The sequence below is a fragment of the Acidovorax sp. SUPP2539 genome, from assembly GCF_030158975.1.
Classification (GTDB): Bacteria; Pseudomonadota; Gammaproteobacteria; order Burkholderiales; family Burkholderiaceae_C; genus Paracidovorax.
The window spans coordinates 92,913-119,666 of the sequence record NZ_BQXJ01000006.1 but is presented as its reverse complement, the minus strand read 5'-3'; the positions used below and the strand labels follow the sequence as shown (position 1 = coordinate 119,666).

Below are 26,754 nucleotides of genomic sequence, written 5' to 3'. Positions count from 1 at the left end.
ACCGCCGCGCCTGGCGGCTGCAGGGAGGTGGTGCAGAATGCCCACCACGTCCCTACAGGCCCCACCGATGACCACGCTCCAACACCTCCTCGGCACCGAATTTCCCCTCATCCAGGCGCCCATGGTGGCGGTGTCGGGAAGCGCGATGGTGATCGCCGTGAGCGAAGCCGGGGGCCTGGGCTCCTTGCCCTGCGCCGGGCTCACGCCCGACCTGATCCGCCAGGAAGTCACGGCCATCCGCGCGGCCACCCGCCGGCCCTACAACGTCAACTTCTTCTGCCACACGCCGCCCCAGCCCGATCCGCAGCGGGAGGCGGCATGGCGTGCGGCGCTGGCGCCCTATTACGCCGAATTCGGCCTTCGTTCGGAGGACATCCCCGCCGGTGCGGGACGCCATCCGTTCAACGCCGAGGTGGCCGGCCTGCTGGCGGAGTTCCGGCCGCCGGTGGTCAGCTTCCATTTCGGGCTGCCGCCGGACGACCTCCTGGCGCAGGTGAAAAGCTGGGGCTCCAAAGTCCTCGCGTCGGCCACCACGGTGGAAGAAGCGCTCTGGCTGCAGGCGCGGGGCGTGGACGCAGTCATCGCGCAGGGCCTGGAGGCCGGCGGGCACCGCGGGCACTTCCTGTCGCACGACCTGACGAAGCAATCCGGCACCTTCGCGCTGCTGCCCCAGATCGTCGGCGCCGTGCAGTGCCCGGTCATCGCGGCCGGGGGCATCGCGGACGCCCAGGGCGTGGCCGCGGCCATGGCGCTGGGGGCCTCGGGCGTGCAGGTCGGCACCGCCTACATGCTGGCCACCGAGGCCACCACCAGCGCAGTGCACCGCGCCGCATTGCAAAGCGACGCCGCGCGCCACACCGCCCTCACCCACATGTTCACCGGCCGCCCTGCCCGCGGCATCATGAACCGCGTCATGCACGAACTGGGGCCACTGAATCCCGCGGCCCCGGAATTCCCTCTCGCGACCGCCGCGCTGGCCCCGCTGCGCGCCAAGGCGGAAGCCCTGGGGCGCAGCGACTTTTCACCGCTGTGGTCCGGGCAGAACGCAAGAGGGTGCCGGGAGGCGTCCGCCGCCGACCTGACGCGCGCGCTGGCGAAGGGCCTGCGCTGAGCGGCCGACCGTTTCCAGATTCACCGGCCCCACCGCTTTGACATGAAAATTCCTGCACTGCCCTTCACGACGACGGACTGGTCGCTCATCGCACCCACCGAGCACCCTGGCGAGACCGGAACGGCCCTGTGGCGCACCCAGACCGTGGGCGACATTCGCATTCGCCGGGTCGACTATTCCGCCGGCTACCTGGCCGACCACTGGTGCGACCGGGGCCACATCCTGTTCGTGCTGGAAGGCACGCTGGAAACCGAATTGAAGGATGGCCGCCGTGTCACGCTCACGGCCGGCATGAGCTATCAGGTGTCCGACTTCGGCGATGCGGCCCACCGGTCGTCGACGGCCACGGGCGCGCAGCTCTTCATCGTGGATTGACGCCAGGGCCGCCCTGTGGCGGGCGAACGGCCCGCACGGCGGCTGCGCACCGTCCGACAGACGCCCCCCTCGGTGTACGCCTAGTCTGCAAACCTTGCCCCGGCCGGGCCTTCGCCCGGCTGCCAGGGGCGGTTCGCATACCAAAGGATCACCATGCCGATGTCTTCTCTTCGCCGCTTTTCCGCTCTCGCCACCACCGCCCTGCTGGCCGCAGCCGCCGCCACCGCGCACGCCGCGCCGGACGAATCCGCCCGGGCCCGCTACGAGCGCGACCGCCAGGCCTGCCTGAGCGGCAACACGCAGCAGTCCCAGGCCGTGTGCCTGCAGGAAGCGGGTGCGGCCCTCGAATCGTCGCGCACCGGCCAGTTGACCAATCCGGGCGCCCAGGCCGAGCAGAGCAATGCGGTGGACCGTTGCGCCGTGTTCAAGACGCCCGAAGAACGTTCCGCCTGCCTGGATCGCGTGAAGGGCCCGAGTGCCGTTTCCGGCTCGCCCGCCGCGGGCGGCGTGCTGCGCGAGAGCACCACGACCACCATCGTGCCGGCCCCCGCCACGCCACCAGCGCGCTGATCGCCGTGGATGCAGGCCCAGCCCGCGGCCGGGCCGCGTCAGGCCAGCTGCGTGCGCATGGCGCCGATCACGCCGGCGTAGTCGGGCTTGCCGAAGATCGCGCTGCCCGCCACGAAGGTGTCCGCGCCCGCATCCGCCACGCGGCGGATGTTGTCGGTCTTGATGCCGCCGTCCACTTCCAGGCGGATGTCCTTGCCGCAGGCGTCGATGCGCCGGCGCACGGCCTCGATCTTGCGCAGGGCCGAGTCGATGAAGCTCTGGCCGCCGAAGCCCGGGTTCACGCTCATGATGAGGATGAGGTCGATGTCGTCGATCACCCAGTCGAGCACGTCGAGCGGTTCGGCGGGGTTGAACACCAGGCCGGGCTTGGCGCCCTTGGCGCGGATGGCCTGCACGCTGCGGTGCACGTGGGCCGAGGCGTCAGGGTGAAAACTGATGTAGTCGGCGCCGGCATCGGCGAAAGCGGCGGCCAGCGCATCCACGGGCTGGACCATCAGGTGCACGTCGATCGGCACGGGCTGGCCGTCCGTGGTCTTGGCGTGGGGCTTCAGCGCCTGGCAGATCATGGGCCCGAACGTCAGGTTGGGCACGTAGTGGTTGTCCATCACATCGAAGTGGATCCAGTCGGCGCCAGCGGCGATGACGTTCTTCACTTCGTCGCCCAGGCGGGCGAAATCGGCGGACAGGATCGAGGGGGCAATGCGGTAGGTGCGGCTCATCCCCCGATTGTCGCAGCAGCCCGCGGCGCTCCGGAAGGCACGGCCGCCGGCCCGGGTACCATTGCGCCCATGCCGAAGTACCAGTTCCAGGCCGAGGTGCAATCCCAGTACCTGCCCGAGCAATCCACGCCCGACGAGGGCTTTTATGGCTTCGCCTACACCATCACCATCACGAACACGGGCGACATCCCCGCCCAGTTGATCTCCCGCCACTGGGTCATCAGCGACGCGCGCGGCCACACCGAAGAGGTCAAGGGCCTGGGCGTCGTCGGGCAGCAGCCGCTGCTCAAGCCCGGGGAATCCTTCCAATACACGAGCGGCTGCCGCCTGCGCACGGCCAGCGGCAGCATGCACGGCCGCTATTTCTGCGTGGCCGAGGACGGCGAGCCGTTCGAATGCCCCATTGCGCTCTTCGTGCTGGAAGCCGTGTCCGGCGACGCCTCGGGCGCGCCCCTGAACGGCAGAGTGCTGCATTGAAACGCCAATCCAATGACCTGGGCCACCTGCTGGCCCAGTTGGATGCGGGCGCGCCGCTGGCGCAGCGCCACCTTTGGCTGATCTCACTGCTGGACTGGGTGCGGGGCAACCGCCGCTCGGTCGAGGCCGCGGTCGGCCGCATGCAGCTGTTCGTGGAGGCCATCGAAAAAGACAACGCCGCGCGCCAGCGCCTGCAGGACTGGTGGAACGCGCTCGTCGGCACGGTGGACATCACCACCTTGCTGGCCGATTTCGGCTTCGCGCCGCGCACGGCCCTCGCCAGCGAGGTGGCGGAGCGTCTGCGCTACAAGCTGCTGCCGGGCAGCCCGGAGACCATCGACGCGTCCGAGCTGTTCATGCTGGCGCTGCCCTACGATTTCGATGCGCTGTGGCTCGCGGCCCTGGACGAGGCCCTGCTCGCGCGGCTGCTGTCGGCCATGGCCCCGGCCGAGGCGCCGGGCGCCACCCGCTGGCAGCGCGCCCTGCTGGACGCCATCACCTATTGCGCGGGGCAGATCCTGTCCACCGGCTTCGCACCCGAGCTGCGCCTGCGCATGAGCGAGGCCGCGCGCGACGCGCAGCCGTTCCACGCCCTAATCCGCGACGTGGAGAGCGTGCGCGTGGAGGTCCTGCACCAGCTGCGCACCACCGACCGGCTCGACGAATCCGTGCAGCGCCTGCGCGAGCGGCTCGATGCCTGCCGTGCCGCCGCGGCCACGGTGTATTCGCATTTCGAGGACAACGGCATTTCGGTGGGCCTGGTGTTCCGGCTGCGGCAGCTGCGCGAGCGCATCCTGCGCGTGCGCGAGCTGCTGGACTGCCTGCTCTCGCCCACGCCCGCCCCCACCGCCGCCCGCCTGATGGCGCGGCTGGTCACCGTGGGCCGCGAACGGCGCAGCCTGCGCGCGCTGCTGGCGTCCAACTCGTCGCTGCTGGCGGCCAAGGTGGCCGAGCGCAGCGCCGAGACGGGCGAGCACTACATCACGCGCACCGGCGCCGAATACCGCGCCATGGTCGGCAAGGCCGCGGGCGGCGGCCTGGTGATGGCCTTCACCACCCTCATGAAGTTCGGCCTGGCGGCACTGGCGCTGTCGGCCTTCTGGGGCGGCTTCTGGGCGGGCGTGAACTATTCGGTGAGCTTCGTGCTGATCCTGCTGCTGCACTTCACGGTAGCCACCAAGCAGCCCGCGATGACCGCGCCGGCCATGGCGGCCAAGCTCAAGGACCTGCACTCCGACGAGGCCGTGGTGTCCTTCGTGGACGAGGTCACGCACCTGGTGCGGTCGCAGGTGGCCGCGGTGCTGGGCAACGTGCTCGTGGTGTTCCCGACCGTGATCGGCATCACGCTGCTGATCGCCAAGGGAACCGGGCAGACGGCCATCAGCACGGCCCAGGCCCACCACGTGCTGGAGTCGCTGCACCTGCTGGGGCCCTCGCTGCTGTTCGCGGCCTTCACCGGCGTGCTGCTGTTCGCCTCCAGCATCATCGCGGGCTGGGCGGAGAACTGGTTCGTGCTGCACCGCCTGGATTCGGCCGTGCAGTACAACCCGCGCATCACCCGGCTGCTGGGCACGGCGCGCGCGGCGCGCTGGGCGCACTTCCTGCGCGAGAACCTGTCCGGCTTCGCCGCCAACATCTCGCTGGGCTTCATGCTGGGGCTGGTGCCACCCATCGCCTCGTTCTTCGGGCTGGGGCTGGACGTGCGCCACGTCACGCTGTCGTCGGGCCAACTGGGCGCGGCCAGCACGGCGCTGGGCCTGCCGGTGCTGCACATGCCGCAGTTCTGGTGGGCCGTGGCCACGATACCGCTGCTGGGCGCGCTGAACGTGTCGGTGAGCTTCTACCTGGCCTTCCGGCTCGCCCTGCGCGCGCACAGCGTGACTGGGGTGGAGCGGGCCCGCGTCTATGCGGCGCTGCGCTCGCGCCTGCGGCGCGCGCCGCTGGAGTTTTTCATGCCCGCCCGGCGCGCGGCCTGAGCTCGGTTAAAAGGTCTTTTCCGCCGCCTTGATCCACCCCGGAATGGAGGCCTCCGTCCTACAGGATGGGGCCACCCTAACGGGTAAATTCGGGCGACCCCGGGGTCGGGCCGCTGCGCGCCGAGGGGGCTTCGCGAAGGCCGACCCAACCCTGCAGGCCTGGCGCCTGCGCGAAGAGGACATACAAAGAATGGATGAAATCCTGAGCTTCTGGGCGCAATGGTTGCGCCCTTCGGCCGGGTTGCCCACCGTGCAATGGTCGCTGCTGCTCGCAGTGGCCGCGGTATCGGGCTACCTTTTCCAACGCCATATCGGCCTGCCCAAGGTGGTCGGCTACACCCTGGTCGGCACCATCGCCGGCCTGCTGGGCTTCACCGGCGCCGTGTGGCCGCTGCAGGGCATCAGCCTGTTCCTGCTGGAGCTGGGCATCGCGCTGGTGCTGTTCGAGGCGGGCGGGCGCATTCCGCTGCGCTGGTTCCGCCACAACCCGATGGTGCTGGTGCAGAGCATCGCCGAATCGGCCCTGACCTACTTCGCCGTGTACTACGTGCTGATGTGGCTGGACGTGCCCCAGCGCGCCGCCGGACCGCTCGCCCTGGTGGCCCTGGCCGCCTCGCCCGCGGTGCTCAGCCGCGTGGTGGCCGACACGCGCGCCGCCGGCCCGGTGACCGACCGCGCCATGGTGCTGGCCACGCTCTCCACGCTGTACGCCCTGACGCTGGGCAGCGCCACGGCGGAGCTGATCAACCGCCCCGCCGCGCGCATCATGGACACCATCTACCCGGTCATGGTGGTGCTGGGCGTCTCGATCATCGTCGGTGCCGTGCTGGCCCTGGTGCTGCGCATGGCGCTGCGCTTCATGAGCCCCACGAGCGAGAACACCTCGTTCCTGCTGCTCACCCTCATCGCCGCCGGCACGGCCGTCGCGGCGCACATGGGCGGCTCCGCGCCGCTGGCCGCGCTCCTGGCCGGCATGCTGCTCAAGCAGCTCAATCCGCGCCCCTGGGCCTGGCCGCGCCAGATGGGCACGGCCTCGTCTTTGCTGACCATGCTGATGTTCGTGCTTGTCTCCACCGTGGCGGCGCAGGCCGACTGGAGCGGCCCGGTGGCCGGCGTCGTGCTGGCCCTGATCGTGGTGCGCCTGGCGGCCAAGGCCCTGGGCGTGGCGGTGGGCAACGTGGGCAGCGGCGCCAGCTGGCGCCAGGCCCTGTGGGTGGGCTGCGCGATGACGCCGATGTCGTCCATCGCGCTGCTGATCGCATCGCAGTTCGTGGTGGCCTCGGCCTCCACCGGCCAGCTGATCGCCCGCGTGGCGCTGCCGGCCATCCTGGTCATGGAAGTGCTCGGGGCCGTGATCGCCACCGTCGCCATCTACCGCGCGGGCGAGAGTTCGAAACCCTGGGCGCCGCTCTCGCGCGCCGCCAACGGAGACAACAGCCGTGAGTCTTGAAGCCTTCCACCATTCCGAGCCCCTGACGCTGGGCGTCGAGCTGGAGCTGCAGCTCGTCAACACGCACGACTACGACCTCGCGCCCTATGCCGAGGACATGCTGCGCCTCATGCACAAGACGCCGCTGCCCGGCAGCGTCGTGCCCGAGATGACCAACAGCATGATCGAGATCTCCACCGGCGTGTGCCACAGCAGCAGCGAGGTGCTGGGCCAGCTCACGCAGATCCGCGATGCGCTGGTCAAGAGCGCGGACAAGCTCAACATCGCCGTGGCCGGCGGCGGCACGCACCCGTTCCAGCAATGGCACGAGCGGCGCATCTACGACAAGCCGCGCTTTCGCGAGCTGTCGGAGCTGTACGGCTACCTGTCCAAGCAGTTCACGATCTTCGGGCAGCACGTGCACATCGGCTGCCCGGACGCCGACGCGGCGCTGCTGATGCTGCACCGCATGTCGCGCTACATCCCGCACTTCATCGCGCTGTCGGCCTCCAGCCCCTACGTGCAGGGGCAGGACACGGCGTTCGATTCCGCCCGGCTCAACTCGGTGTTCGCGTTCCCGCTGTCCGGCCGCGCGCCCATGGCGCTCACCTGGACGGACTTCGAACACTACTTCGACAAGATGACGCGCACGGGCGTGGTCAAGAGCATGAAGGACTTCTACTGGGACATCCGCCCCAAGCCCGAGTTCGGCACCATCGAGATCCGGGTGTTCGACACGCCGCTCACCGTGGAGCGCGCCGCCGCGCTCGCCGGCTTCGTGCAGTCGCTGGGTGCGTGGTTCCTGGCCGAGCAGCCCTTCATGCCGACCGAGGACGACTACCTCGTCTACACCTACAACCGCTTCCAGGCCTGCCGCTTCGGCATGGATGCGGTCTATGTGGACCCGGCCACGGGCAGCCACATGCCGCTGCGCGACCACATCCTGCAGACGATCGACCACATCGCGCGGCACGCGGGTGTCACCGGGGCGTCGAGCGCGCTGCACATGCTGCGCAGCGAGGCCGACGCCGGCCAGAACGACGCGCGCTGGCTGCGCGAGCGCCAGCGCAACGAGCAGTTGCTGGGCGAGGTGAGCCGGCAGGCGGCGCAGCGCTTTCGGGGCGCGGTGTCCTGACGGGCCGACGCCAGGCTGTGCCCATGGCGAACGCCACGCTTCGCGCGCTGCGCGCCGACATCACCCAGCTGGCGGTGGATGCCATCGTCAACGCGGCCAATTCGTCGCTGCTCGGCGGGGGCGGGGTGGATGGCGCCATCCACCGCGCGGCCGGTCCGGAACTGCTGCACGAATGCCGCCTGCTGGGCGGCTGCAAGCCCGGGGATGCGAAAGCCACCCGGGGCTACCGGCTGGCGGCCTCCGTCATCGTGCACACCGTAGGCCCGGTGTGGCGCGGCGGCGCGAACGGCGAGGCGGGCCTGCTGGCCTCCTGCTATCGCAAATCGCTCCTGCTGGCGAGCGAACGCGGGGCGAGGACGGTGGCGTTTCCCTGCATCAGCACGGGCATCTACGGCTACCCGATCGAGCAGGCGGCGGTGGTGGCCGTCGATGCGGTGCATGCCACCCTCGCGCAGACGCCCGGTATTCGGGAGGTGACCTTCTGCTGCTTCTCGGAGCAGGACCTGTCCGTATACCGGGCGGTGCTTGGGCAGGCGGCCGAATAGCCCCGAGGGGTGGCTGGGAGGCACCCCTTTAAAACCATCGAGAATATTAATTGACTTTTAAATTCTCAATGGTGATATAATGCCCTTTGTTGCAGTCTTGGCGCCTGACCCGTGCCATCACCGCAACGCTTGCTGGGAACCGGCCATCGGCCCCCAGCAGGCCGCCTTTTGCGACCTTCGTCGCCCTGTCGATCTGCCGAGCTGCAGCCGACCGAGTTCCTCGATGCTCACGCAGGCCCTCTCCCGCCTGCGATCCTGAATGAATTAGATTTCCAAGACCGCCATTCCCATGGGCCCATACGTCGTCTCGCCCTCGACACACCCGACCGACTGTGGCCGCTTCCGTGCCTCCTTCTCGGTCCATCGATCCCAGGGTAACGGCAGCTACTGCCGCGTATTCCGTTTCGACAAAGCCTTTGCATCCCGCGAAGCCGCCCGGCTCTTTGCCATCACCCAGGGCTGGCTGCAAACGAGCATGCCGCATCCTCCGGCGTGCTGAGGCCCAGGGTCTGCCAAGGCAGCTCCCTTTTCCCCCTTCGCACCACCGTCCTCCAACGGCGCGCCATTCGTTGCGCACCTCTTTCAGAAAGGCTCTTTCCATGAGCAGCAAAATCTACGTGGGCAACCTGCCCTACTCCGTGACCGATGCGATCTTGCAAAGCAACTTTGCCGAGTTCGGCAACGTCTCCTCCGCCAAGGTCATGATGGACCGTGAAACCGGCCGCTCCAAGGGCTTCGGCTTCGTGGAAATGGCGTCCGCCGAAGTCGCGCAGGCCGCCATCACCGGACTGCACGGCATGTCCGTCGACGGCCGCTCGATCGTCGTGAACCTGGCCCGCCCCCGCGAAGAAGGCGGCGGCTCGGGCGGCTACAGCGCAGCGGGCTACGGCGCGAACAAGCGCTCCGACGTGGGCTACGGCACGGGTGGTTTTGGCGGTGGCCGTTACTGAGCCCTGCCGCACTCCGCGAAAAGCCGGCCCTCCTGGGCCGGTTTTTTTTGCCTGGCCGCCCTGCATGCCGCTCCTGGGCGCGCTCCGCAGCGCGAGGGGGCACCCAATCTGGCAAAGGGCGTGAGGCCATTGCGGGTGCCGCCCGCATGACGGCCTACACTGCCCGCATGCGCTTCCCCCTCTCCGGCCCCCACGCCACACTGCCCCGCGCAGCGGCCGGCGCGTACGCGGCCGCCAAGAGAGCGCATCGGCCGGTGCCGCCCGCACCTTCCTGAGCCCGGCGGTCCGCTCCCCTCTCCTCTTCTTTCAGCGCAACCCTCCGCCGCCGGGCCCCCGCCTCGCGCGGCCGCGGGCGCACCCTCTTTTGGGCGTTGCCCGCATTCATTCGATGGAGTGTGTCGATGCATGCAACGATTCACGGCGAGCGCACGCTCACCGAACTTGATTTCGCCCGCCTGAGCAAACTGCCCGGGCGCGAACTCCCCCCCGCCCTGGCCGCGCTGCTGACCAGCGCCGAGGTGACCGGCTCGCGCGCCGTGCCCGGCGATGTCGTGACGATGTACTCGCGCGTGGAGCTGGTCGATGTGCAGACCGCCCGGCGCCAGACGCTCACGGTCTGCTATCCGCGGGATGCCGAGCCCACGGCCGGCTTCATCTCCGTGCTCTCGCCGGTGGGCAGCAGCCTGCTGGGCCTGAAGGTGGGGGACGTCGCGAAGTGGCTCACGCCGAACGGCGACACCTGCGCGGCGCAGGTCGTCGCCATCCTCTTTCAGCCCGAGGCCAGCGGCGACTACCAGACGTAGCGCGGGCCGTGGCCTGCCGCACCGTATGCTCCTGCCATGGGTGAATTCGATCTGATCCGCCGTTTCTTCCAGCGCCCCGTGCGCCGTGCCGCGCTGGGCGTGGGCGACGACTGCGCGCTGCTCGCGCCCGCACCGGGCATGCACCTGGCCGTCTCCAGCGACATGCTGGTGGAGGGCCGCCATTTCTTTGCCGACGTCGATCCCGAGGCGCTCGGCCACAAGGCGCTGGCGGTCAACCTGAGCGATCTGGCCGCGTGCGGCGCCCGGCCGCTGGCCTTCACGCTCGCCCTGTCGCTGCCGCGTGCCGACAGCGACTGGCTGGAGCGCTTTTCGCGCGGGCTGCTGGCGCTGGCCGATGCGCACGGCTGCGAGCTGGTGGGCGGCGACACCACGGGCGGGCCGCTCAACATCTGCATCACCGTGTTCGGCGAAGTGCCCGCCGGCCAGGCCCTGCTGCGCAGCGGCGCGCGCGCGGGCGACGACGTGTGGGTGAGCGGCACGCTCGGGGACGCGCGGTTGGCGCTGGAGGCGCTGCGCGGCGAGCGCACCCTGCCCGCGCCCTGGCTGGCCCCGGCCCGCGAGCGGCTGGAGCGCCCCACGCCGCGCGTGGCATTGGGGCAGGCCCTGCGCGGGCTGGCCCGCAGCGCCATCGACGTGAGCGACGGGCTGGTGGGCGACCTGGGCCACATCCTGCAGGCCTCGGGCGTGGGGGCCCGCATCGACACCCAGAATGCTATTGAATTAGTAGCAATAGGGGCAATGAGTACTAGGGCATCAGCGGCTTTTGACCACGAAACCCTGCTGCGCTGCGCCCTGGCCGGCGGCGACGACTACGAACTGCTGTTCACCGCCGCGCCCGAGCACCGCGCCGAGGTCCAGGCCGCCGGGCAGGCCACGGCCACGCCCGTGGCCCGCATCGGCACCATCGAGGCCGCGCCCGGCCTGCGGCTGGTGGATGCCCAGGGCCTGTCCCTCCCCCAGCAATACTCGTCATACGACCACTTCCGGTGATCGGCAGCGCAATCACTTGCGGGACATCGCCGCCCCGGCAAAGCGGCAGTTGTCGTACCACTTTGTGACGAAATGCCACTGAAATCACGCTTTCGGCCGTCCCGACATTGGCGGCCGATACCGGCCGCGCAATCGTTTGCGCCTAAGTAGGTACTAACTCGAAGCGCCTTACCAAAGGCTTACGAGCCCTCTGGAGCGTGGCAGACCGGGTAAACACGCATCGCCTCCTCTCCCCGGCCTCCCACAATCGCCGCCAAGTTGTACGACATCCTTCAAGATGATCTACACAAAAAGACAGCCGGGATCCCCAGGCTGCGATCGCCGCGCCGACGGCGCGTGCATTCCTTGCATCGAAGACGAGAGGAGACATTCCATGAAACGCAGAGATTTCGCGCTGACGGCGCTCGCGCCGCTGTGGCTCACCGCCTGTGGCGGCGGTTCGGGCGGCGCATCCGGCCCGCAGGGAGAGGCGGCCACCGCGCTGCGACGCGCCGCCGACTACATGGACGAGGTGGTTTCGTACCGCGGCGGCTACGTGTGGTCGTACTCGCCCGACCTGAAGCAGACCTTCGGCGAGATGGAGGCCTACCGCACCATGTGCTGGATCCAGCCGCCGGGCACGCCCTCGGTCGGCCACGTGTACCTGGACGCCTACCACGCCACCGGCGACGATCGCTTCCTGCAGGCCGCCGAGCGCACCACACTGGCCATCGTCGCGGCGCAGCACGCCTCGGGCGGCTGGAACTACATCCACGACTTCGCGGGCGAGGCGTCGCTGCGCCAGTGGTACGACACCATCGGCAAGAACGGCTGGCGGCTGGAGGAGTTCCAGCACTACTACGGCAACGCCACGTTCGACGACGCGGGCACGGCCGTGGCCTCGCAGCTGCTGCTGCGCATGTATGTGGAAAAGCGCGACGTGCGCTTTCTCGCGCCGCTGCAAAAGGCCATCGACTTCGTGCTCAACGCGCAGTTCGGCCCCGAATACGGCGTGGCGAACGGCGGCTGGCCGCAGCGGTTCCCGCACTTTCCCGGCGCGGTCGGCGCCATGCCCTCGCCCCACCCCGAGCAGGTGCCCGCGGGCGCCCATTCGGGCATGGAAGACGGCGACTACACGCTGCACGTGACCTTCAACGACGACGTGATGGGCGAGAACATCAAGTTCCTCACGATGTGCGTGATGGCGCTGGGCGAGACGCGCCTGCTGGCCCCCATCGCACGCGCCATGGAATGCATGCGCCTCATGCAGCAAAGCGGTCCGCAGGCCGGCTGGAGCCTGCAGCACCTGTCGCGCCCCATGGCCGGCCGCCCGGCCGGCGCACCGGCCGGCGCGCGCAGCTACGAGCCCCGCTCGCTGGCCACACACACCACGCAGACCAACATCCGCCAGCTGTTCAACTACTTCCAGCTCACGGGTGAGCGCCGCTATCTCGCGCGCATCCCCGAGGCCATCGCCTGGCTCAAGACCTGCCCGCTGCCGGCGGCGGCCATCGCGGGCAGCCCGCTGCTGGGCGGCGGCCGCACCCACCCCACGTTCGTGGAACTGGGCACCAACGCGCCGCTGTACGTGCACCGCTACGGCTCCAACATCCACAACGGCGGCTACTACGCCGACAAGGACTGGGCCAACACCGTCAGCCACTACTCGGCGGGCCGCGCCATCGACATCGCGGGGCTGGAGTCCACCTACCAGCAGCTCGATGGCATGAGCGATGCGGCCGTGGCCGCCATGGCGGCGCGCTCGCCCCTCAAGGCCGGCACGGCCACGCGCGCGCTGCCCCGGTATTTCTCGATCCGCGAAGTGGACTTTCCCGACCTGTTCGCGGGCGCCACCATGGCCACGCCCAAGGTGCCCGACAGCGAGGCGCAGGCGCTGGTGGACGAGCTGGGCGCCAAGGGCTACTGGACCTCGCCCGTGCCCGAGGTCGTCAACCCCTACCAGGGCGACGGCACCTCGGCGGCCTACACCGGCACCGCCTACCGCAGCAAGCACGTGGGCGATGCCTGGGACACGTCGCCCTACCCGGCCGACAACCCGCCGGAGGTCCCGCCCTACGTGAAGCGGGACAAGCCGCAGTTCATCGTCACCTCGGAGTGGATCCGCCGCATGGGGCGGCTCATCGCCTACGTCGCACCGCAGGCGTGATGCAGCGCGGGCACTGACGTTTTTTCGCCCCAGCGTCCAACGCTGTGGCCACCTGCCGCAGCCTGCCGGCCCGGGATCGGATTCCGGGCCGGCAGGCTGCCTTTCATTGGGTCGCACCCAATGGATTGGCGCACAAAGTATCATATTTATCAAATAAAAAGAGAGCAAGAAGGGCTCAACGCGACGCAATTCTCTTTCCGCGGGTCGAAATTTCCAGAATTCAGATATTTTTTGATACACATTTTTGGGTTTCAAATTTATCATTTCTGCGAAAGATTGCATTTCCAGCTCCCCCGCCAGACCAGAGAGGATTGACATGACCCCGCGCAGCACCCTGACCGTTTCCCGGCGACTTCTGATCGCTTTCGGTACCGTCATCGGTATCTTTTTGGCCGTCACCGCGTCGTCCCTATACAGCAGTACCCAATTGGAGAAAGCCGAGAAGTTGAACGTCCACACGTACCAAGTGATGGACACAGCCAACACCTTGCTCAGCAGCATGGTCAACATGCAAACCGGCGTCCGCGGTTATCTTCTCAGCGTTGAAGAACGGTTTCTCGAGCCCTGGAACACCGGCATCCGTGAATTCGACGAGGCGTGGATGCAAGCCAAGCAATTGACCGTCGCCAATCCGGCGCAGCAGCAGCGGCTGGACGCCATGAAGGCGAAGAACGCGGAGTTTGTGGCCGTCATGAGCAGCCTTGTCCAATTGCGGCGCGATATCGCTGCAGGGACCAAAACAACGCAGGATCTGCTGGGGCAAGTCGGACAAAGCAACGACAAGGCCACGATGGATGGATTCCGTGCGTTGCACGCCGAATTCGACAAGGTCCAAAGCGATCTCCTGAACAGCCGTGCCGCTGCGGCAGACCAGATGCGCTCATTCAATGCCAGCGTCATCGTAGCCGGCTCACTGCTCGCCATCGGGCTGGCTTGCGCCCTGGGCGTGTGGGTCACCCGATCCATCACGCGGCAGCTCGGCGGCGAACCGGACTACGCCTCCGAGGTGGTGCGCCAGATCGCCGCGGGCAACCTCGCCGTGGACGTGAGCACCCGCGCAGGCGACCAGGCCAGCCTGCTGGTGGGCATGAAGGCCATGCGCGACAGCCTGGCGCAGGTGGTGGGCCAGGTCCGCCAGAGCAGCGACTCGATCGCCACCGGCAGCACGCAGATCGCCACCGGCAACGCCGACCTGAGCCAGCGCACGGAAGAGCAGGCCTCCAACCTGCAGCAGACCGCCGCCTCGATGGAAGAGATCACGGCCACCGTCAAGAACAACGGCGATACCGCCCGCAAGGCCACGCAGCTGGCCGACTCCGCCAGCGCCGTGGCGCAGCGCGGCGGCGTGGTGGTGGGCCAGGTCGTGGACACCATGGAGGCCATCACCGCCTCCAGCAAGAAGATCGTGGACATCATCGGCGTGATCGACGGCATCGCCTTCCAGACCAACATCCTGGCGCTCAACGCCGCCGTGGAGGCCGCCCGTGCCGGCGAGCAGGGCCGGGGCTTCGCCGTCGTGGCCAGCGAAGTGCGCAGCCTCGCGCAGCGCAGCGCCGACGCCGCCAAGGAGATCAAGGGCCTCATCACCGACAGCGTGCAGAAGGTGGACGCGGGCAGCCAGCAGGTGGAAGAGGCCGGTCGCACCATGGCCGACATCGTGGCGCAGGTCAAGCGCGTGAACGACCTCATCAGCGAGATCAGCGCCGCCACGCAGGAGCAGACCCTGGGCATCGGCCAGGTGAGCGACGCCGTGAGCCAGCTCGACCAGGTGACGCAGCAGAACGCCGCGCTGGTCGAGGAAAGCGCCGCGGCGGCGGACAGCCTGCGGGCCCAGGCGGGCAAGCTGGTGCAGGCGGTGAGCGTGTTCCGCCTGGACCACGAAGCCCCCAGCCTGCACGCAGTGGCGGCCTCCGCCCCGGCCCGCGCCGCAGCGCCCAAGCCCGCCCCGCTGCGCGCTGCCATGGCACCGCACGCGCCGGCCCGCATGGCGGCTGCGCCCAAGAAGGCCGCCGCGCCCAGCCCGAGCCAGCCGTCGCTCGCCATGGCGGGCGGCGGCAGCGAAGACGACTGGCAGAACTTCTGACCCGCCCCCGCGCACCGTCCATGGCCCATCGTCCCGCCCCGGTACGATGGGCCACCGGACGCCGCCGGGACCCCTTTTCTTCCTCCATTGCCTGCAAGAGATCCGCCATGGCCCTTTCTTCATCGCCCACCGACACCACCGCCGCCAATGCCGTCAGCAAGGGCGGCGAATTCCTCTCGTTCCGCCTGGGCGATGAGGAGTACGGCATCGGCATCCTCCAGGTGCAGGAAATCCGCTCCTACGAGCCGCCGACGCGGCTGGCCGGCGCGCCGGAATTCATCAAGGGCGTGGTCGATCTGCGCGGCATCATCATTCCCATCGTGGACCTGCGTCTGCGGCTGCATTGCGCCAGCGCCGAGTACAACCACTCCACCGTGGTGATCGTGCTCAATGTCGGCCAGTACACCGTGGGCGCGGTGGTGGACGCCGTCTCCGATGTGGTGGAGTTGACGGCGGAGATGATCCGCCCCGCGCCCCAGCTGTCCTCCAGCGTGGACGACCAATTCATCCTGGGCCTGGGCAGCGTGAACGACCGCATGCTCATCCTCGTGGACATCGAGGGCCTGGTGGGCAGCGAAACGCTGGGCCGCATGCGGCCGACCCACATGAGGCCCGCCGCAGCGGCCGCGGCGGCCTTCGCCGACTGATCACCGAGCGCCTGCGGCCGCGGCTGCGGCGGGCACGGGTGAATAATCGCCGGGCGCGGTATCCTGCCGCCCGCCCCACGATTGCATCCGCCAGCCCACCCAGGAGCCGCACTTGATCCATTTCCTGCCCTCCCTGCGGCCCGCGCCCACCGCACGGCCGACCACCTCCCTGGCCGCGCTGCTGACCTGTCTGTCCAGCGCCACGGCGCTGCTGGGCACCGGCGCCGCCCTGGCGCAGGACAGCGTGGCCTCGCGCATCACCCAGGTCACCGTCTCCCCCGGCAGCGCCACCGTGGAGCGCACCGCGCGCGTGGCCGCCGGCGCCCGCAGCGCCGTGTTCCGATGCCTGCCCGCCTCCATCGATACCGCCAGCCTGCAGATCGCCGCAGGCACCGGGGTGCGCGTGGGCGAATTCAAGATCACCACCGAAGACCGCGACGTGGCCGCCGGCTGCGCCAGCCCGCTGGACGGCCGCATCCAGGACCTGGAAGACCAGTTGGCCGCCGTGCGTGCCGAGACCGCCTCGCTGCAGCTCGTGAACCGCTACCTGCAGGGCGTGGCCGGCAACGCCGGTAGCGCGGCCGACACGCCGCCGCCCGACCGCCGCCCGGCCGCGGGCCCCGCCGCAGCGGTAAGCCCGGGCCAGATCGGCGCCACGGCCGATGCGCTGCGCAAGACCTCGCTCGACGCCCTCACCCGCTCGCACGCGCTCAAGCGCCGGCAGGAGGCGCTGGAGCTCGCGCTCAAGCCCCTGGTGGCCGAGCGCAACCGCAACGCGGGCGGCCCACGGGCGCGCGCCGTGTCGGTCGCCGTCCACCTCGCCGCCGAGCGCGAGGGCGAACTGCGCCTGACCTACCAGGTGCGCGGCCCCGGCTGGCAGCCCACCTACCGCGCCGTGCTGAACAGCGACACCGGCGCCGTGGTGCTGGAGCGCCTGGCGCTCGTCGCGCAAAACAGTGGTGAGGACTGGACCGACGTGCGGCTCACCCTCTCCACGCAAGCCGCCACCCGCGCCACGCGCGGCCCCGCGCCCGGCGCCTGGACCCTCGATGTGGCGCCGCCCCCGCAGCCGCAGATGGCCATGGCCCGCCTGCCCGCACCGGCGGCACCCGCCGCGATGGCCGCGCCGGCCAGCGTGGCCGAGGAAGCCGAGCCGCCCAGCTTCGACGTCACCGCGTTCGCCGGCACCTACGCCACGCAGTTCGCCGTGCCCCAGCGCATCACCGTGCCCTCGAACGGCCAGCGCACCACGCTGGCCCTGGGCACGCACAACGCGGCCGCCACGCTGCTCACGCGCGCCGTGCCCGCCCGGCAGGAGACGGCCTATCTCGTGGCCGAGATCGCGCCGCCTCCGGGCGCCTGGCCCGCAGGGCCCGTGGGGCTGTACCGCGACGGCGCCTTCATCGGCAACGACACGCTGGACTTCGCGCAGGACGCCACGGCCGGCGGCAGGGCCACGCTGTGGTTCGGGGCCGACGACCAAGTGATCGTGCAGGCCGAGCCGCCGCAGGAGACCACCGGCAGCGCCGGCTTCACGGGCGGGCGCACCGAGCGCCGCACCGATCGCGCCTACCGCGTGGAGAACCGCCACGCCCGGGCCATCGCGCTGCAGGTGCTGGATGCGGCGCCGGTCTCGCGCAACGAGAAGATCGAGGTCGAATCCCGCTACACGCCCGCGCCGCAGGACACGGCCTGGAACCGCACGCCCGGCACCATCGCCTGGCAGCAGCCGCTGGCCGCCGGCGCCACCGCGCGCTTCACGGCCACGCACACCGTGCGCTACCCGAAAGAGATCGCGCTGAGGGAGCGGGAATGAACGCTGCCCCCTTCGCCCCTGCCACGCCCGCCGCCGCACCGCGCCGCGCGACCGCCGCCTTCATGCGGTCGCACCCGGCGCACTGGATCGCCCTGGGCTTCGGCGCGGGCCTGTCGCCCAAGGCACCCGGCACCGTGGGCACGCTGTGGGCGTGGCTGGCCTACCTGGTGCTGCAGCAGTGGCTCGCGCCCCTGCATTTCGGCGTGCTGATCCTGGCCGGCACGCTCGTCGGCTGGTGGGCCTGCACCACCACCGCGCGCCACATGGGCGTGGCCGACCCCGGCAGCATCGTGTGGGACGAGGTGATCGCCTTCTGGCTCGTGCTGTGGCTGGCCATGCCCATGGGCTTTTGGGGGCAGTGCGCGGCGTTCGCGCTGTTCCGCTTCTTCGACGCCGCCAAGCCCGGCCCCGTGGCCTGGGCCGACAGTTTGTTCAAGGGCTTCGGCTGGCGCGGCGGCTGGGGCATCGTGTTCGACGACCTGGTGGCGGCCTTCTGCACGCTGGTGGTGATCGCGCTCTGGAGGCATCTGTGGTGACACCGGACGATTTGCTATCAAAATCAGAGCAATATGCCCTAGAAAATATTGCGCTGGAGGCCCATTTGACCCACATCGCCGGGGCGCTCGTAGCGCGCGGTGCGATGCTGGCCACCGCCGAAAGCTGCACGGGCGGGCTGATCGCCGGTGCCTGCACCGACCTGGCCGGTTCGAGCCGCTGGTTCGAGCGCGGCTTCGTCACCTACTCCAACGCCGCCAAGACCGACCTGCTGGGCGTGCCCGCCGCCCTCATCGAAGCACTCGGCGCCGTGAGCGAACCCGTGGCGCGCGCCATGGCCGAGGGCGCCGTGGCGCGCTCGCTGGCGCAGGTGAGCGTGGCCGTGACGGGCGTGGCCGGGCCCGGGGGCGGGAGCGCGGACAAGCCGGTGGGGACGGTGTGGTTCAGCTGGTCGGTGGCGGGGCAGACCCACAGCGAGATGGTGCGCTTCGCGGGCGATCGGGCGGCCGTGCGCGCCGCCACCGTGCGGCATGCGCTGGCGCGGCTGGCCGATCTTCTGCACTGAACACCCACGCCTCGCGGCCGTCGGCCTCATGCGCGTGGAGCGGCGGCCTCCCTCGGTCCGGCGGATTCGATGCGGGCGGCATCCCAGCGCTTCAGTTCAACGGACTTCGCGAGCATGCCCAAGGTGAGCGGCACCTTCTTCTGTCGATCCCGATAGCGGCGGAAAGGCATCCAAAACAACTGCAATGGATTGAACCCTTCGTTGTGGAAGTACCGTCCGAAATCGAACCCGCTGGAATCGACGCCGAACTCCGCGAAGAAGGTCTCCATGAACTCCACCGCATCGTCGCCCGTGATGCTGAGATCGTCCTCGATCGTTGTCTCTGAGTGAAGATTTCGGCTTGGGAGAACCCCAGACTCTTTTCTGGCGAATGCCTCGACCGCGGCGACTGGATTGATGACCATCAGAAAATCCTATCCTCTTCTTTGGCGAGCGCGTTGTAGGCACGCACAGATTCAGTAGAAATCCGATAGGCGTCATATGCCAGCATGAAAACACCAACAACCGGGATGGTTCTCCCTACAAAAGCGCCGATGTTCCTGACAAACAATATTTTCAAGCTCGCCATGCTCTTCAGCGTCACCGTCGGCAGCATCTGATACTTCAATTTGAATGGCAGCGCTTTCCTTGCAACGACGGAAGCGATCGAGGTTCCACGGGTGGCACCATTGAATTTCCCTCTGGTTGAAAGCACAGGGTAGCCAGCGACAATGGCTCCCAGCGCCGCAACGTCTTCGATACCAAAATGTTTTGCAGCCGTATCGACAAAAATCAAAAAGAAAAGCTCTTGTGGCTCCAACTGTTCGTGGATGCCAAAACGATACCCATTAGCCAAGTCAACTCCCTCAAGAATGAGGGTTGACTTTAAAGCAAGTTATTTTCTAAATAATTAACACCAATCATTAGAAATTCTTTGCTATCAAAGGGTATTGCCACCCGGCCCCAGCCGCTCCACCAGCCCCGCACTGGCCTCGTTCAATCCCACCACCTCCACCACCGCCCCGTGGTGCCGCAGCCGCTGCACCACCTTCTCCAGCGCGGCCACGGCCGTCACGTCCCAGAAATGCGCGCGGGACACGTCGATGCGCACCGGGCGCCCTTCGGCCGCGAGGATGTCGAACGCCTCGATGAACGCATCGGCCGAGGCGAAGAACACCTGGCCCGACACGTGCCAGGTGCGCAGGTCGGTGGCGGCATCGTCCTCGGCCCGCACGCCGAGCAGGCGCGCGACCTTGAACGCGAAGAACACGCCGCTCAGCACCACCCCCACGCCCACGCCGGCCGCGAGGTTGTGCGTGGCGAGCGTCACGGCCACGGTGGCGAGCATCACGGCGCTGGACAGGCGCGGGTGGCGCACCACGGCGCCCAGCGACTTCCAGTCGAACGTCGAGGCCGACACCATCACCATGATGGCCACCAGCGCGATCACCGGCACGCGCGACACCCAGTCCTTCAGCGCCACCATCAGGATGAGCAGGAACACGCCGGCGAACAGCGTGGACAGGCGCCCGCGCCCGCCGTACTTCACGTTGCCCACGGCCTGGCCGATCATTCCGCAACCGGCGATACCACCGAAGCAGCTGGCCGCGATGTTGGCCAGGCCCAGGCCCGCGCACTCGCGGTTCTTGTCGCTGGGCGTGTCGGTCATTTCGTCCACCACGGCGGCGGTGAGCACCGATTCAAGCAGCCCCACCATGGCGATCGCCAGCGCCGGCAGCGCGATGGCGCGCAGCGTCTCCAGCGACACCGGCACCGCAGGCAGGCCGAACAGCGGCAGCGCATCGGGCAACCGGCCCAGGTCCGCCACCGTGGGCAGGTGCAGCCCCATGGCGGACGCGATGAGCGTGAGCGCCACCACGCAGATCAGCGGCGACGGAATGGCGGTGAGCGCCCGCACCTGCAGCCGCTGGCCCAGCCACGGCAGGCCGTAGATGAGGGCCAGCCCCAGCGCCAGCATGCCCCAGGTGGCCGCGCCCGCGCCGCGCAGGTGCGGCAGCTGCGCCGAGAAGATCAGCACCGCCAGCGCGTTGACGAAGCCCGTGCGCACCGAGCTGGAGACGAAGCGCACCAGCACGCCCATGCGCAGCAGCCCGAACGCCACCTGCACAACGCCCGCCAGCAGCCCCGCCGCCAGCAGATAGCCCAGCCCGTGCGACTGCACCAGCGGCGCCGCCACGAGCGCCACCGAACCGGCGGCTGCCGACACCATGGCCGGGCGCCCGCCCGCGAAGGCGATCACGATGCTGATGACGAACGAGGCGAACAGCCCCACGGAGGGATCGACGCCCGCCACGAACGAAAACGCGATCACCTCGGGAATCAGCGCGAACGTGGCGACGGCACCCGCGAGCAGTTCGCGCGGAATGCTGGGCGCCCATTCGGCGCGCAGGCGGGCCAGGAAAGCAGGGGTCATGGAACGGCAACGCGCGCCGGAGCGCGCGTAAAAGCAAAAGGAAAGGGGAAGGAGAAGCGCCCGGTCAGGCCGCGCCGGCGCCCGTCAGGCGCCGCAGCACTTCTTGTATTTCTTGCCGCTGCCGCAACTGCACGGGTCGTTGCGGCCGGGGGTGTCGGCGCGGCGCACGGCCTCCACGCGCGGGCCGATGCTCTTCCAGAGCTGGCGCAGGTCGTACACGGCCCAGACGGCTTCGCTGAACGACTCCAGGCGGGCCTCGCTCACGCTGGCCGGGCCGTCCTCGGCATACAGGTTGTGCTCGGGCTTGCCGGTGTCGTCCTCGGTGAGCACCACGATGTTTTCCAGCGCGCCGTCCAGCCACTGTGCAGCGTCCTTGTCGCGCGGGGCCGCCCATTCCTCGGGCCAGTTCTCCACGGCGAACATGAAGCCGAGTGCCCACACTTGGCCGAACGAGGGAATGTCCTGGCCGGCCATCTCGTCGCGCTCTTCCTCGGGCAGGCAGGCGACGGCGCCGCGCATGTCCATCACCTCGGGCTGGAAGGCACGGTCGTCCTCCAGCGATTCCACCTCGGTGGCCAGCTGGCGGCTGACCTCGTCGAACCGCAGCGTCCACAGCTCCATGAACCGTGCCTGCTGGGCCTCGTCCTTGAAGGCCGGCAGCAGCGGCAGCGGGGCGCCCGCGCCCTCGGTCACATCGATGGGGCCGCCGTCGTCCAGCAGCATGGGCAGGTATTCGGCGGCGGGAATGGCGCGGCGCGTGCAGGCCAGCGCGGTCAGGAAGCCGTCGCAGAACTCCCACTGCGGGATCTCTTCGGCACGGCTGCGCAGGTCGTCCAGCAGCGTGTCCAGCTCGTCGAGCGCATCGTTGTCGAGGGCGGGTTCGGTGCCGGCGGCAGCGGCGGTGTCGTGGGAGGATTCGGTCATGGGGCGGCTCCAGGGCGCGGCGGGGGGAGAAAAAGGCTTCGTTATGATGCCGCAGCCCGCGCAAAGCGGCGAACCGGGGCGGGCGCGGCATGGCGCCGGGGGCAGGTGCAGACAGCCCCGCCCAGGGCCACGGCCGGGCCGCAGGCGGCGATTTTATCCGCCCGGCCCCGGCCGGCCCTGCCGGCCTCGGTTCGCACCCCGTTCGCAACCCCGGGCCCGGCCCGTTCCCCATCTTTCGCACCGACCCCATGCCGACCCACGCCGATCCTGCAGCGCCCGCCGCCGCCCCCGCCGACCCCGCGGCCTTCCTGCGCGAGCATGCGGCCACCCAGGCGCCCAACGTGCAGAGCTACCGCTTGCCCGGCGAGCAGTGGTGGCTCAAGCGCGCAGGCGCCAGCCACGGAGCCGGGCGCTACCGCGCCATGGCGGTACTGGCGCGCCTGCTGGGCCTGGCGGTGCTGAGACCGGTACCCACGCCGGGCGGGCCCGCGGCCATCGCCATCGAGGTGCGGCGCCTGCAGGACTTCGCCGCGCGCGGCCTGCGCGCGCCCGAGGTGCTGGCGGTGCAGCACGACGCCTTCCTGATGCGGCACTTGGGCGCCCCCGATGAGGAAACCCATTCCCTGGGCAACGAGATCGACCACGCCGTGGCCGAAGGCCCCGAGGCCGTGCTGGCCCTGTGGCGCCAGGGGCTGGAGGCCATCGCCCGGGTGCACGCCAGCGGCACCTGCCTGAGCCAGGCGTTCGCCCGCAACCTCGTGCGCTGCCCCGACGGCGTGGTGGGCTATGTGGATTTCGAGGACGACCCCGCCACCGCGCTGCCGCTGGCCGTGTGCCACGCGCGCGATGCGCTGTGCTACGCCCAGTCCACCGCGCTCTACCTGCGCCAGGCGGGCGCGCTGGACGCGGCCCGCACGCTGTGGGCGGCCTGGCTGGGCGCCCAGGGCCCGGACATGCGCGCGGTGCTGGCCACCACGGTGCGCCGCCTGCGCTGGCTGCGCCACCTGCCGCCCAGCCGCCGCCCAGCCGCCGCCTGGGCCGCGACCTGCAGCGCGTGCGCGCCGCCTACGACCTGCTGGCGCCCTGACCGCCCCCACCCAGGCGCAGAGGGCGCCTGAGCGCGGTCACTCCTCGCTCGTCCACTCCACCTGCACGCCCAGGCTGCGCAGGTTCTCCACGAAGCGCGGGTGCGCGCGCCGGATGGGCGTGGCGTTGCGGATCTCCGAGCGCCCGTCGATGCTGGCGGCCACCATGAACAGCGCGATGGCCACGCGGATGATGTAGGGGCTCTCCACCACGGCGGGCGTGAGCGCATTGCCGCCGAAGGTCACGATGCGGTGCGGGTCGGACGAGAACACATGCGCGCCGAACTTCGACAGCTCGCCCGTCCAGCCCAGCGCCCCGTCGTACACCTTGTTCCAGAACATCGCGTTGCCCTGCGCCCGCACGCCCAGCGCGATGAAGATGGGCAGCAGGTCCACGGGAAAGTAGGGCCAGGGCGCGGCCTCCACCTTGGTCAGCACGTTGCTGGTGAAGGGCGTCTGCACGGTGAGCGGCCCCTCGCGGTGCGCGCGCGACCAGCCGTCCGCATGCTCGATGCGCACGCCGAACTTGGCGAAGGTGCGGTCGATCAGCGGGAAGTTCTCCGGCGCGCTGTTGCGCACCACCACGTCGCCGCCGGTGATGGCCCCGAGGGCCAGGAAGGTGGTGATCTCGTGGAAGTCCTCGTCGAAGCGGAACTCGCCGCCCCCCAGCGCCGCGCCGCCGTGCACCGTGAGGCGCGACGTGCCGATGCCGTCGATGCGCAGGCCATGAAGCGGCAGAACTCCTGCACGTGCGGCTCCGACGCGGCGTTGTTGAGCGTGGACACGCCGCGGGCCGAGGCCGCGCACAGCACGAAGTTCTCGGTCGTGGTGACCGAGGCGTAGTCGAGCCAGTGGTGCGTGGCGTGCAGCGGCCCGTCGCAACGCACGAGCAGCGAGCCCTGCGCGCGCTCCACCGCGCCGCCGAAGCTGCGGAACACCTCCACGTGCGGATCGATCTCGCGCACGCCGAGCGTGCAGCCCTTCACGTTGTCTTCGAGACGCGCCACACCGAAGCGCGCCAGCAGCGGTGGCACCAGCATGATGGACGAGCGCATCTCCTCGGGCAGGCGGTGGGCGGCGGCGTCGAACGCGGTGTCCTTGTGGTGCAGTTCCAGCGTGCCGCTGGCTTGGTCCATGCGCACGTCGCTGCCCAGGGTGCGGAAGATGTCCAGGATCTTGCGCACGTCGGTGATGTCGGGCACGCCGTGCAAGGTGAGCGGCGCCTGCGTCAGCAGCGTGGCGCACAGCACGGGCAGCACGGCGTTCTTGTTGGCGGAGGGCGTGATGCGGCCACGCAGCGGCGTGCCTCCGTGCACGATGAGATTGGACATGGGCGGGATGCGGGGGAAACCCGAAAAGAAAACAGCCGGCACTGTAACCCCCTCCCCCCTGTGGCGCCCGAGCGGCCGCGCTCCCCGGGTCGCGTGCGTTTCCGTAGCCGGCCGTGGGCCGCGTCCGACAGGCCCCCGCCTGCGCGCAGCCTATCTTCGCCGCAGCGCTCCCGCCTTTCCTTTCCTACTGCCTGCATGTCTTCCTCTGCTTCTGCCGCTGCGCACCCCGCGGCAGCCACCGCGGCACCCGCCCCCGCCGCCCCCCTCGCCGCTTCCCGGCGCGCTCCCACTTTTTCCGCCGCCGCCTGGCGCCAGTTCATGAGCGTGGCCAAGCCGTACTGGCTCGGCGACAAGAAGGTCGCGGCCTAGTCCCTGCTCGGCCTGCTGGTGCTGCTGATGCTGTGCGAGACGCAATTGGCCGTGATGCTGATCGACCGCACCGGAGAGATGACCTCGGCCCTGGCCGCCAAGGACCGCGACCGCTTCTGGGACGCGGTGCGCACCTGCCTGCTGGTGCTGGGCTTCGCCGTGCCGGTGTACGCCTTCTACTACTACATGCGCGATGCGTTCTCCAACCACTGGCGGCGCTGGCTCACGCACCGCTTCCTGGACGGCTACCTGGGCGGCCGGCGCTACTACGAGCTGAACACGCAGGGCGGCATCGACAACCCCGACCAGCGCATCAGCGAGGACATCAACACCTTCACGGGCCGCTCCACGCACTTTCTGCTGATCTTCGTCGGCGCGGGCATGCAGCTGGTGGCCTTCAGCACCGTGCTGTGGTCGATCTCGAAGGTGCTCGTGGCCTTTCTGGCGGTGTATGCCCTGCTGGGCACGGTGGTGGCGCTGTGGGTGTTCGGCGCGCCGCTCATCCGCCTGAACTTCTGGCAGCTGCGGCGCGAGGCGGATTTCCGCTTCGGGCTGATGCGGCTGCGCGAGAACGCCGAGTCGATCGCGTTCTACCGCGGCGAGTCGCAGGAGCGCGCGCAGCTGGACCACAGCTTCCAGGCGGTGTTCACCAACTACGCGCGGCTCATCAAGCGCCAGCGCTCGCTCAACCTGTTCCAGCGCGCGTTCAGCCAGCTCACGGTGGTGATTCCCGCCATCATCCTGGCCGATGCGGTGCTCTCCGGCGACATGGAGGTGGGCCGCGCCATCCAGGCGGCCGGCGCGTTCGCGGCGGTGCTCGCCGCCGTCTCGCTGATCGTGGACAACTTCGAGAGCCTGAGCCGCTTCGTGGCCGGCATCGGCCGGCTGGACACGCTGGCCCAGGCCCTGCTCGGCGCACCGGCCCGGCGCGAGGAGCCGGCGGCGCCCGAGGCCGTGTCCGCTGCGCGCAAGCTGCGCCGCCAGCAAAAGCGCGATTCACGCCGCCAGCGCGGCACCCCGTCGGCCGCCCCGGCCTCGCAAGCAACGCCCCCCGCACCCGCCACCAAAGCGGCAGCCCCGGACACCTCCCGCGAGATCCAGGCGCGCGAAGGCGAACGCCTGGCGATCGACGGGCTCACGCTCTACACCCCGAAATTCGGCCGCTTGCTGGTCAAGGACCTCACGCTGGAGCTGCAGCCGGGCGATGCGCTGCTCATCACCGGGGCCAGCGGCTGCGGCAAGAGCTCGCTGCTGCGCGCCATCGCCGGGCTGTGGCGCACCGGCGACGGCGTGGTGCAGCACCCGCCGCTGGACGAGGTGTTCTTCCTGCCCCAGCGCCCCTACATGCAGCCCGGCACGCTGCGCAGCCAGATGATCTACCCGGCGCGCACGACCGCGCTGGACGATGCGCAGTTGCTTCAGATCCTGAACGACGTGCACCTGCCCGAGCTGGCCGACCGCGTGGGCGGGCTCGACGCCACGCGCGACTGGGAAAAGCAGCTGTCGGTCGGCGAACAGCAGCGCCTGGCCTTCGCCCGCGTACTGGTGCGCCAGCCGCGCACCGTGATCCTGGACGAAGCCACCAGCGCGCTGGACGGCGCCAACGAAGCGGCGCTGTACGAGCGGCTGCGCGCCAGCGGCGCCTCCATCATCAGCATCGCCCACCGGCCGGCGGTGCTGGCACACCACACGCACGTGCTGCAGCTGCTGGGCGAGGGCCGCTGGGCCCTGCACCCGGCCGAGGGCTTTCAGTTCGAGGCGTGAGGAGGGTTTGAGGCG

General features: G+C 69.6%; 26 protein-coding genes and 1 pseudogene. 21 read left to right on the top strand and 6 right to left on the bottom strand.

Annotated features, from left to right (window positions below; genetic code table 11):
• Positions 1 to 67 precede the first annotated feature (67 nt).
• From AVTE2539_RS20345 to AVTE2539_RS20335, 3 genes are all read left to right on the top strand, one after another.
• The gene (locus AVTE2539_RS20345) at positions 68 to 1,111 is read left to right on the top strand and encodes an NAD(P)H-dependent flavin oxidoreductase (RefSeq protein ID WP_284413404.1); all 1,044 of its coding nucleotides are present in this window, start codon (positions 68 to 70) and stop codon (positions 1,109 to 1,111) included.
• A 42-nt stretch (positions 1,112 to 1,153) separates the two neighbouring features.
• Entirely contained in the window at positions 1,154 to 1,486 is a 333-nt protein-coding gene (locus AVTE2539_RS20340; protein WP_272565681.1) for a DHCW motif cupin fold protein, read from the top strand.
• Positions 1,487 to 1,639: 153 nt separating this feature from the next.
• Positions 1,640 to 2,056: a hypothetical protein gene (locus AVTE2539_RS20335; RefSeq protein ID WP_284394315.1), complete on the top strand. Its 417-nt coding sequence runs from the start codon at positions 1,640 to 1,642 to the stop codon at positions 2,054 to 2,056.
• Between the two features lie 38 nt (positions 2,057 to 2,094).
• Here the strand turns inward: AVTE2539_RS20335 and rpe are convergent, their stop codons facing one another.
• On the bottom strand, positions 2,095 to 2,775 hold the full coding sequence (gene rpe / locus AVTE2539_RS20330) for a ribulose-phosphate 3-epimerase (protein ID WP_284413402.1): 681 nt from the start codon (positions 2,773 to 2,775) through the stop codon (positions 2,095 to 2,097).
• A gap of 69 nt (positions 2,776 to 2,844) precedes the next feature.
• Here rpe and apaG point away from each other — a divergent pair, with 69 nt between their 5' ends.
• The 15 genes from apaG to AVTE2539_RS20260 all read left to right on the top strand — a co-directional run bounded on the left by apaG (position 2,845) and on the right by AVTE2539_RS20260 (position 18,853).
• Positions 2,845 to 3,252, top strand: a complete 408-nt coding sequence (apaG, locus tag AVTE2539_RS20325) for a Co2+/Mg2+ efflux facilitator ApaG/CorD (protein ID WP_272565684.1) — start codon at positions 2,845 to 2,847, stop codon at positions 3,250 to 3,252.
• Positions 3,249 to 5,228 (top strand): transporter-like protein TlpB, encoded by a 1,980-nt coding sequence (gene tlpB, locus AVTE2539_RS20320; RefSeq protein ID WP_284413400.1) that lies wholly within the window; start codon positions 3,249 to 3,251, stop codon positions 5,226 to 5,228. Before apaG ends, tlpB begins: the two co-directional genes overlap by 4 nt.
• Before the next feature lie 190 nt (positions 5,229 to 5,418).
• A complete protein-coding gene (locus AVTE2539_RS20315) occupies positions 5,419 to 6,678 on the top strand; it encodes a cation:proton antiporter (RefSeq protein ID WP_272565687.1) in 1,260 nt (419 codons plus the stop codon).
• A complete protein-coding gene (locus AVTE2539_RS20310) occupies positions 6,668 to 7,792 on the top strand; it encodes a YbdK family carboxylate-amine ligase (protein WP_284394324.1) in 1,125 nt (374 codons plus the stop codon). The genes AVTE2539_RS20315 and AVTE2539_RS20310 overlap by 11 nt, the downstream gene beginning before the upstream one ends.
• A gap of 23 nt (positions 7,793 to 7,815) precedes the next feature.
• Positions 7,816 to 8,337 carry an O-acetyl-ADP-ribose deacetylase gene (locus tag AVTE2539_RS20305; RefSeq protein WP_284413398.1) on the top strand — a complete coding sequence of 174 codons (522 nt, stop codon included), beginning with the start codon at positions 7,816 to 7,818 and terminating at the stop codon, positions 8,335 to 8,337.
• Positions 8,338 to 8,626: 289 nt separating this feature from the next.
• On the top strand, positions 8,627 to 8,836 hold the full coding sequence (locus AVTE2539_RS26370) for a hypothetical protein (protein WP_317353765.1): 210 nt from the start codon (positions 8,627 to 8,629) through the stop codon (positions 8,834 to 8,836).
• Between the two features lie 100 nt (positions 8,837 to 8,936).
• Positions 8,937 to 9,287 carry an RNA-binding regulator gene (gene rbp / locus AVTE2539_RS20300; protein ID WP_284413396.1) on the top strand — a complete coding sequence of 117 codons (351 nt, stop codon included), beginning with the start codon at positions 8,937 to 8,939 and terminating at the stop codon, positions 9,285 to 9,287.
• Positions 9,288 to 9,688: 401 nt separating this feature from the next.
• Positions 9,689 to 10,090, top strand: a complete 402-nt coding sequence (locus AVTE2539_RS20295; protein WP_284413394.1) for a GreA/GreB family elongation factor — start codon at positions 9,689 to 9,691, stop codon at positions 10,088 to 10,090.
• A 36-nt stretch (positions 10,091 to 10,126) separates the two neighbouring features.
• Positions 10,127 to 11,101, top strand: a complete 975-nt coding sequence (gene thiL / locus AVTE2539_RS20290; protein WP_284413392.1) for a thiamine-phosphate kinase — start codon at positions 10,127 to 10,129, stop codon at positions 11,099 to 11,101.
• Positions 11,102 to 11,474: 373 nt separating this feature from the next.
• Positions 11,475 to 13,247, top strand: coding sequence for a pectate lyase (locus AVTE2539_RS20285; protein WP_284413390.1), 1,773 nt, complete (start codon positions 11,475 to 11,477; stop codon positions 13,245 to 13,247).
• 316 nt (positions 13,248 to 13,563) lie between these two features.
• Positions 13,564 to 15,330, top strand: coding sequence for a methyl-accepting chemotaxis protein (locus AVTE2539_RS20280; protein ID WP_284413388.1), 1,767 nt, complete (start codon positions 13,564 to 13,566; stop codon positions 15,328 to 15,330).
• A 107-nt stretch (positions 15,331 to 15,437) separates the two neighbouring features.
• A complete protein-coding gene (locus AVTE2539_RS20275) occupies positions 15,438 to 15,977 on the top strand; it encodes a chemotaxis protein CheW (RefSeq protein ID WP_284413386.1) in 540 nt (179 codons plus the stop codon).
• A gap of 112 nt (positions 15,978 to 16,089) precedes the next feature.
• Positions 16,090 to 17,793 carry a DUF4139 domain-containing protein gene (locus AVTE2539_RS20270; protein ID WP_284413384.1) on the top strand — a complete coding sequence of 568 codons (1,704 nt, stop codon included), beginning with the start codon at positions 16,090 to 16,092 and terminating at the stop codon, positions 17,791 to 17,793.
• On the top strand, positions 17,790 to 18,329 hold the full coding sequence (locus tag AVTE2539_RS20265; RefSeq protein WP_284413382.1) for a phosphatidylglycerophosphatase A family protein: 540 nt from the start codon (positions 17,790 to 17,792) through the stop codon (positions 18,327 to 18,329). The genes AVTE2539_RS20270 and AVTE2539_RS20265 overlap by 4 nt, the downstream gene beginning before the upstream one ends.
• A gap of 104 nt (positions 18,330 to 18,433) precedes the next feature.
• Positions 18,434 to 18,853, top strand: a complete 420-nt coding sequence (locus AVTE2539_RS20260; RefSeq protein ID WP_502868959.1) for a CinA family protein — start codon at positions 18,434 to 18,436, stop codon at positions 18,851 to 18,853.
• Positions 18,854 to 18,879: 26 nt separating this feature from the next.
• Here AVTE2539_RS20260 and AVTE2539_RS20255 read toward each other — a convergent pair whose 3' ends face one another.
• From AVTE2539_RS20255 to AVTE2539_RS20240, 4 genes are all read right to left on the bottom strand, one after another.
• Complete coding sequence (locus AVTE2539_RS20255) at positions 18,880 to 19,257, bottom strand: DUF1493 family protein (protein ID WP_284413378.1); 378 nt, start codon at positions 19,255 to 19,257, stop codon at positions 18,880 to 18,882.
• The gene (locus AVTE2539_RS20250) at positions 19,257 to 19,688 is read right to left on the bottom strand and encodes an STM2901 family protein (RefSeq protein ID WP_284413376.1); all 432 of its coding nucleotides are present in this window, start codon (positions 19,686 to 19,688) and stop codon (positions 19,257 to 19,259) included. Before AVTE2539_RS20250 ends, AVTE2539_RS20255 begins: the two co-directional genes overlap by 1 nt.
• Positions 19,689 to 19,772: 84 nt before the next feature.
• Complete coding sequence (locus tag AVTE2539_RS20245) at positions 19,773 to 21,266, bottom strand: SulP family inorganic anion transporter (protein ID WP_284413374.1); 1,494 nt, start codon at positions 21,264 to 21,266, stop codon at positions 19,773 to 19,775.
• A gap of 84 nt (positions 21,267 to 21,350) precedes the next feature.
• Positions 21,351 to 22,190: a UPF0149 family protein gene (locus AVTE2539_RS20240; RefSeq protein ID WP_284413372.1), complete on the bottom strand. Its 840-nt coding sequence runs from the start codon at positions 22,188 to 22,190 to the stop codon at positions 21,351 to 21,353.
• Positions 22,191 to 22,438: 248 nt separating this feature from the next.
• Between AVTE2539_RS20240 and AVTE2539_RS20235 the strand changes: the two genes are divergently transcribed.
• Positions 22,439 to 23,308 (top strand): BUD32 family EKC/KEOPS complex subunit, encoded by an 870-nt coding sequence (locus tag AVTE2539_RS20235; protein WP_502868954.1) that lies wholly within the window; start codon positions 22,439 to 22,441, stop codon positions 23,306 to 23,308.
• 6 nt (positions 23,309 to 23,314) lie between these two features.
• On the opposite strand, the pseudogene AVTE2539_RS20230 reads toward AVTE2539_RS20235, so the two are convergent.
• Positions 23,315 to 24,606: pseudogene (locus AVTE2539_RS20230) on the bottom strand (UDP-N-acetylglucosamine 1-carboxyvinyltransferase).
• 195 nt (positions 24,607 to 24,801) lie between these two features.
• Between AVTE2539_RS20230 and AVTE2539_RS20225 the strand changes: the two are divergent.
• On the top strand, positions 24,802 to 24,975 hold the full coding sequence (locus tag AVTE2539_RS20225; RefSeq protein WP_284413370.1) for a hypothetical protein: 174 nt from the start codon (positions 24,802 to 24,804) through the stop codon (positions 24,973 to 24,975).
• Between the two features lie 27 nt (positions 24,976 to 25,002).
• On the top strand, positions 25,003 to 26,739 hold the full coding sequence (locus tag AVTE2539_RS20220) for an ABC transporter ATP-binding protein/permease (protein WP_502868958.1): 1,737 nt from the start codon (positions 25,003 to 25,005) through the stop codon (positions 26,737 to 26,739).
• Positions 26,740 to 26,754 lie beyond the last annotated feature (15 nt).

Excerpts from the sequence above, each read along its gene's own strand:
- AVTE2539_RS20345 (WP_284413404.1), top strand. The coding sequence starts at position 68 with ATGACCACGCTCCAACACCTCCTCGGCACCGAATTTCCCCTCATCCAG.
- AVTE2539_RS20340 (WP_272565681.1), top strand. The coding sequence starts at position 1,154 with ATGAAAATTCCTGCACTGCCCTTCACGACGACGGACTGGTCGCTCATC.
- AVTE2539_RS20335 (WP_284394315.1), top strand. The coding sequence starts at position 1,640 with ATGCCGATGTCTTCTCTTCGCCGCTTTTCCGCTCTCGCCACCACCGCC.
- rpe (WP_284413402.1), bottom strand. The coding sequence starts at position 2,775 with ATGAGCCGCACCTACCGCATTGCCCCCTCGATCCTGTCCGCCGATTTC.
- apaG (WP_272565684.1), top strand. The coding sequence starts at position 2,845 with ATGCCGAAGTACCAGTTCCAGGCCGAGGTGCAATCCCAGTACCTGCCC.
- AVTE2539_RS20315 (WP_272565687.1), top strand. The coding sequence starts at position 5,419 with ATGGATGAAATCCTGAGCTTCTGGGCGCAATGGTTGCGCCCTTCGGCC.
- AVTE2539_RS20305 (WP_284413398.1), top strand. The coding sequence starts at position 7,816 with ATGGCGAACGCCACGCTTCGCGCGCTGCGCGCCGACATCACCCAGCTG.
- AVTE2539_RS26370 (WP_317353765.1), top strand. The coding sequence starts at position 8,627 with ATGGGCCCATACGTCGTCTCGCCCTCGACACACCCGACCGACTGTGGC.
- rbp (WP_284413396.1), top strand. The coding sequence starts at position 8,937 with ATGAGCAGCAAAATCTACGTGGGCAACCTGCCCTACTCCGTGACCGAT.
- AVTE2539_RS20295 (WP_284413394.1), top strand. The coding sequence starts at position 9,689 with ATGCATGCAACGATTCACGGCGAGCGCACGCTCACCGAACTTGATTTC.
- thiL (WP_284413392.1), top strand. The coding sequence starts at position 10,127 with ATGGGTGAATTCGATCTGATCCGCCGTTTCTTCCAGCGCCCCGTGCGC.
- AVTE2539_RS20285 (WP_284413390.1), top strand. The coding sequence starts at position 11,475 with ATGAAACGCAGAGATTTCGCGCTGACGGCGCTCGCGCCGCTGTGGCTC.
- AVTE2539_RS20280 (WP_284413388.1), top strand. The coding sequence starts at position 13,564 with ATGACCCCGCGCAGCACCCTGACCGTTTCCCGGCGACTTCTGATCGCT.
- AVTE2539_RS20275 (WP_284413386.1), top strand. The coding sequence starts at position 15,438 with ATGGCCCTTTCTTCATCGCCCACCGACACCACCGCCGCCAATGCCGTC.
- AVTE2539_RS20265 (WP_284413382.1), top strand. The coding sequence starts at position 17,790 with ATGAACGCTGCCCCCTTCGCCCCTGCCACGCCCGCCGCCGCACCGCGC.
- AVTE2539_RS20260 (WP_502868959.1), top strand. The coding sequence starts at position 18,434 with ATGCTGGCCACCGCCGAAAGCTGCACGGGCGGGCTGATCGCCGGTGCC.
- AVTE2539_RS20255 (WP_284413378.1), bottom strand. The coding sequence starts at position 19,257 with ATGGTCATCAATCCAGTCGCCGCGGTCGAGGCATTCGCCAGAAAAGAG.
- AVTE2539_RS20245 (WP_284413374.1), bottom strand. The coding sequence starts at position 21,266 with ATGACCCCTGCTTTCCTGGCCCGCCTGCGCGCCGAATGGGCGCCCAGC.
- AVTE2539_RS20240 (WP_284413372.1), bottom strand. The coding sequence starts at position 22,190 with ATGACCGAATCCTCCCACGACACCGCCGCTGCCGCCGGCACCGAACCC.
- AVTE2539_RS20235 (WP_502868954.1), top strand. The coding sequence starts at position 22,439 with ATGCCGACCCACGCCGATCCTGCAGCGCCCGCCGCCGCCCCCGCCGAC.
- AVTE2539_RS20225 (WP_284413370.1), top strand. The coding sequence starts at position 24,802 with ATGTCTTCCTCTGCTTCTGCCGCTGCGCACCCCGCGGCAGCCACCGCG.
- AVTE2539_RS20220 (WP_502868958.1), top strand. The coding sequence starts at position 25,003 with ATGCTGTGCGAGACGCAATTGGCCGTGATGCTGATCGACCGCACCGGA.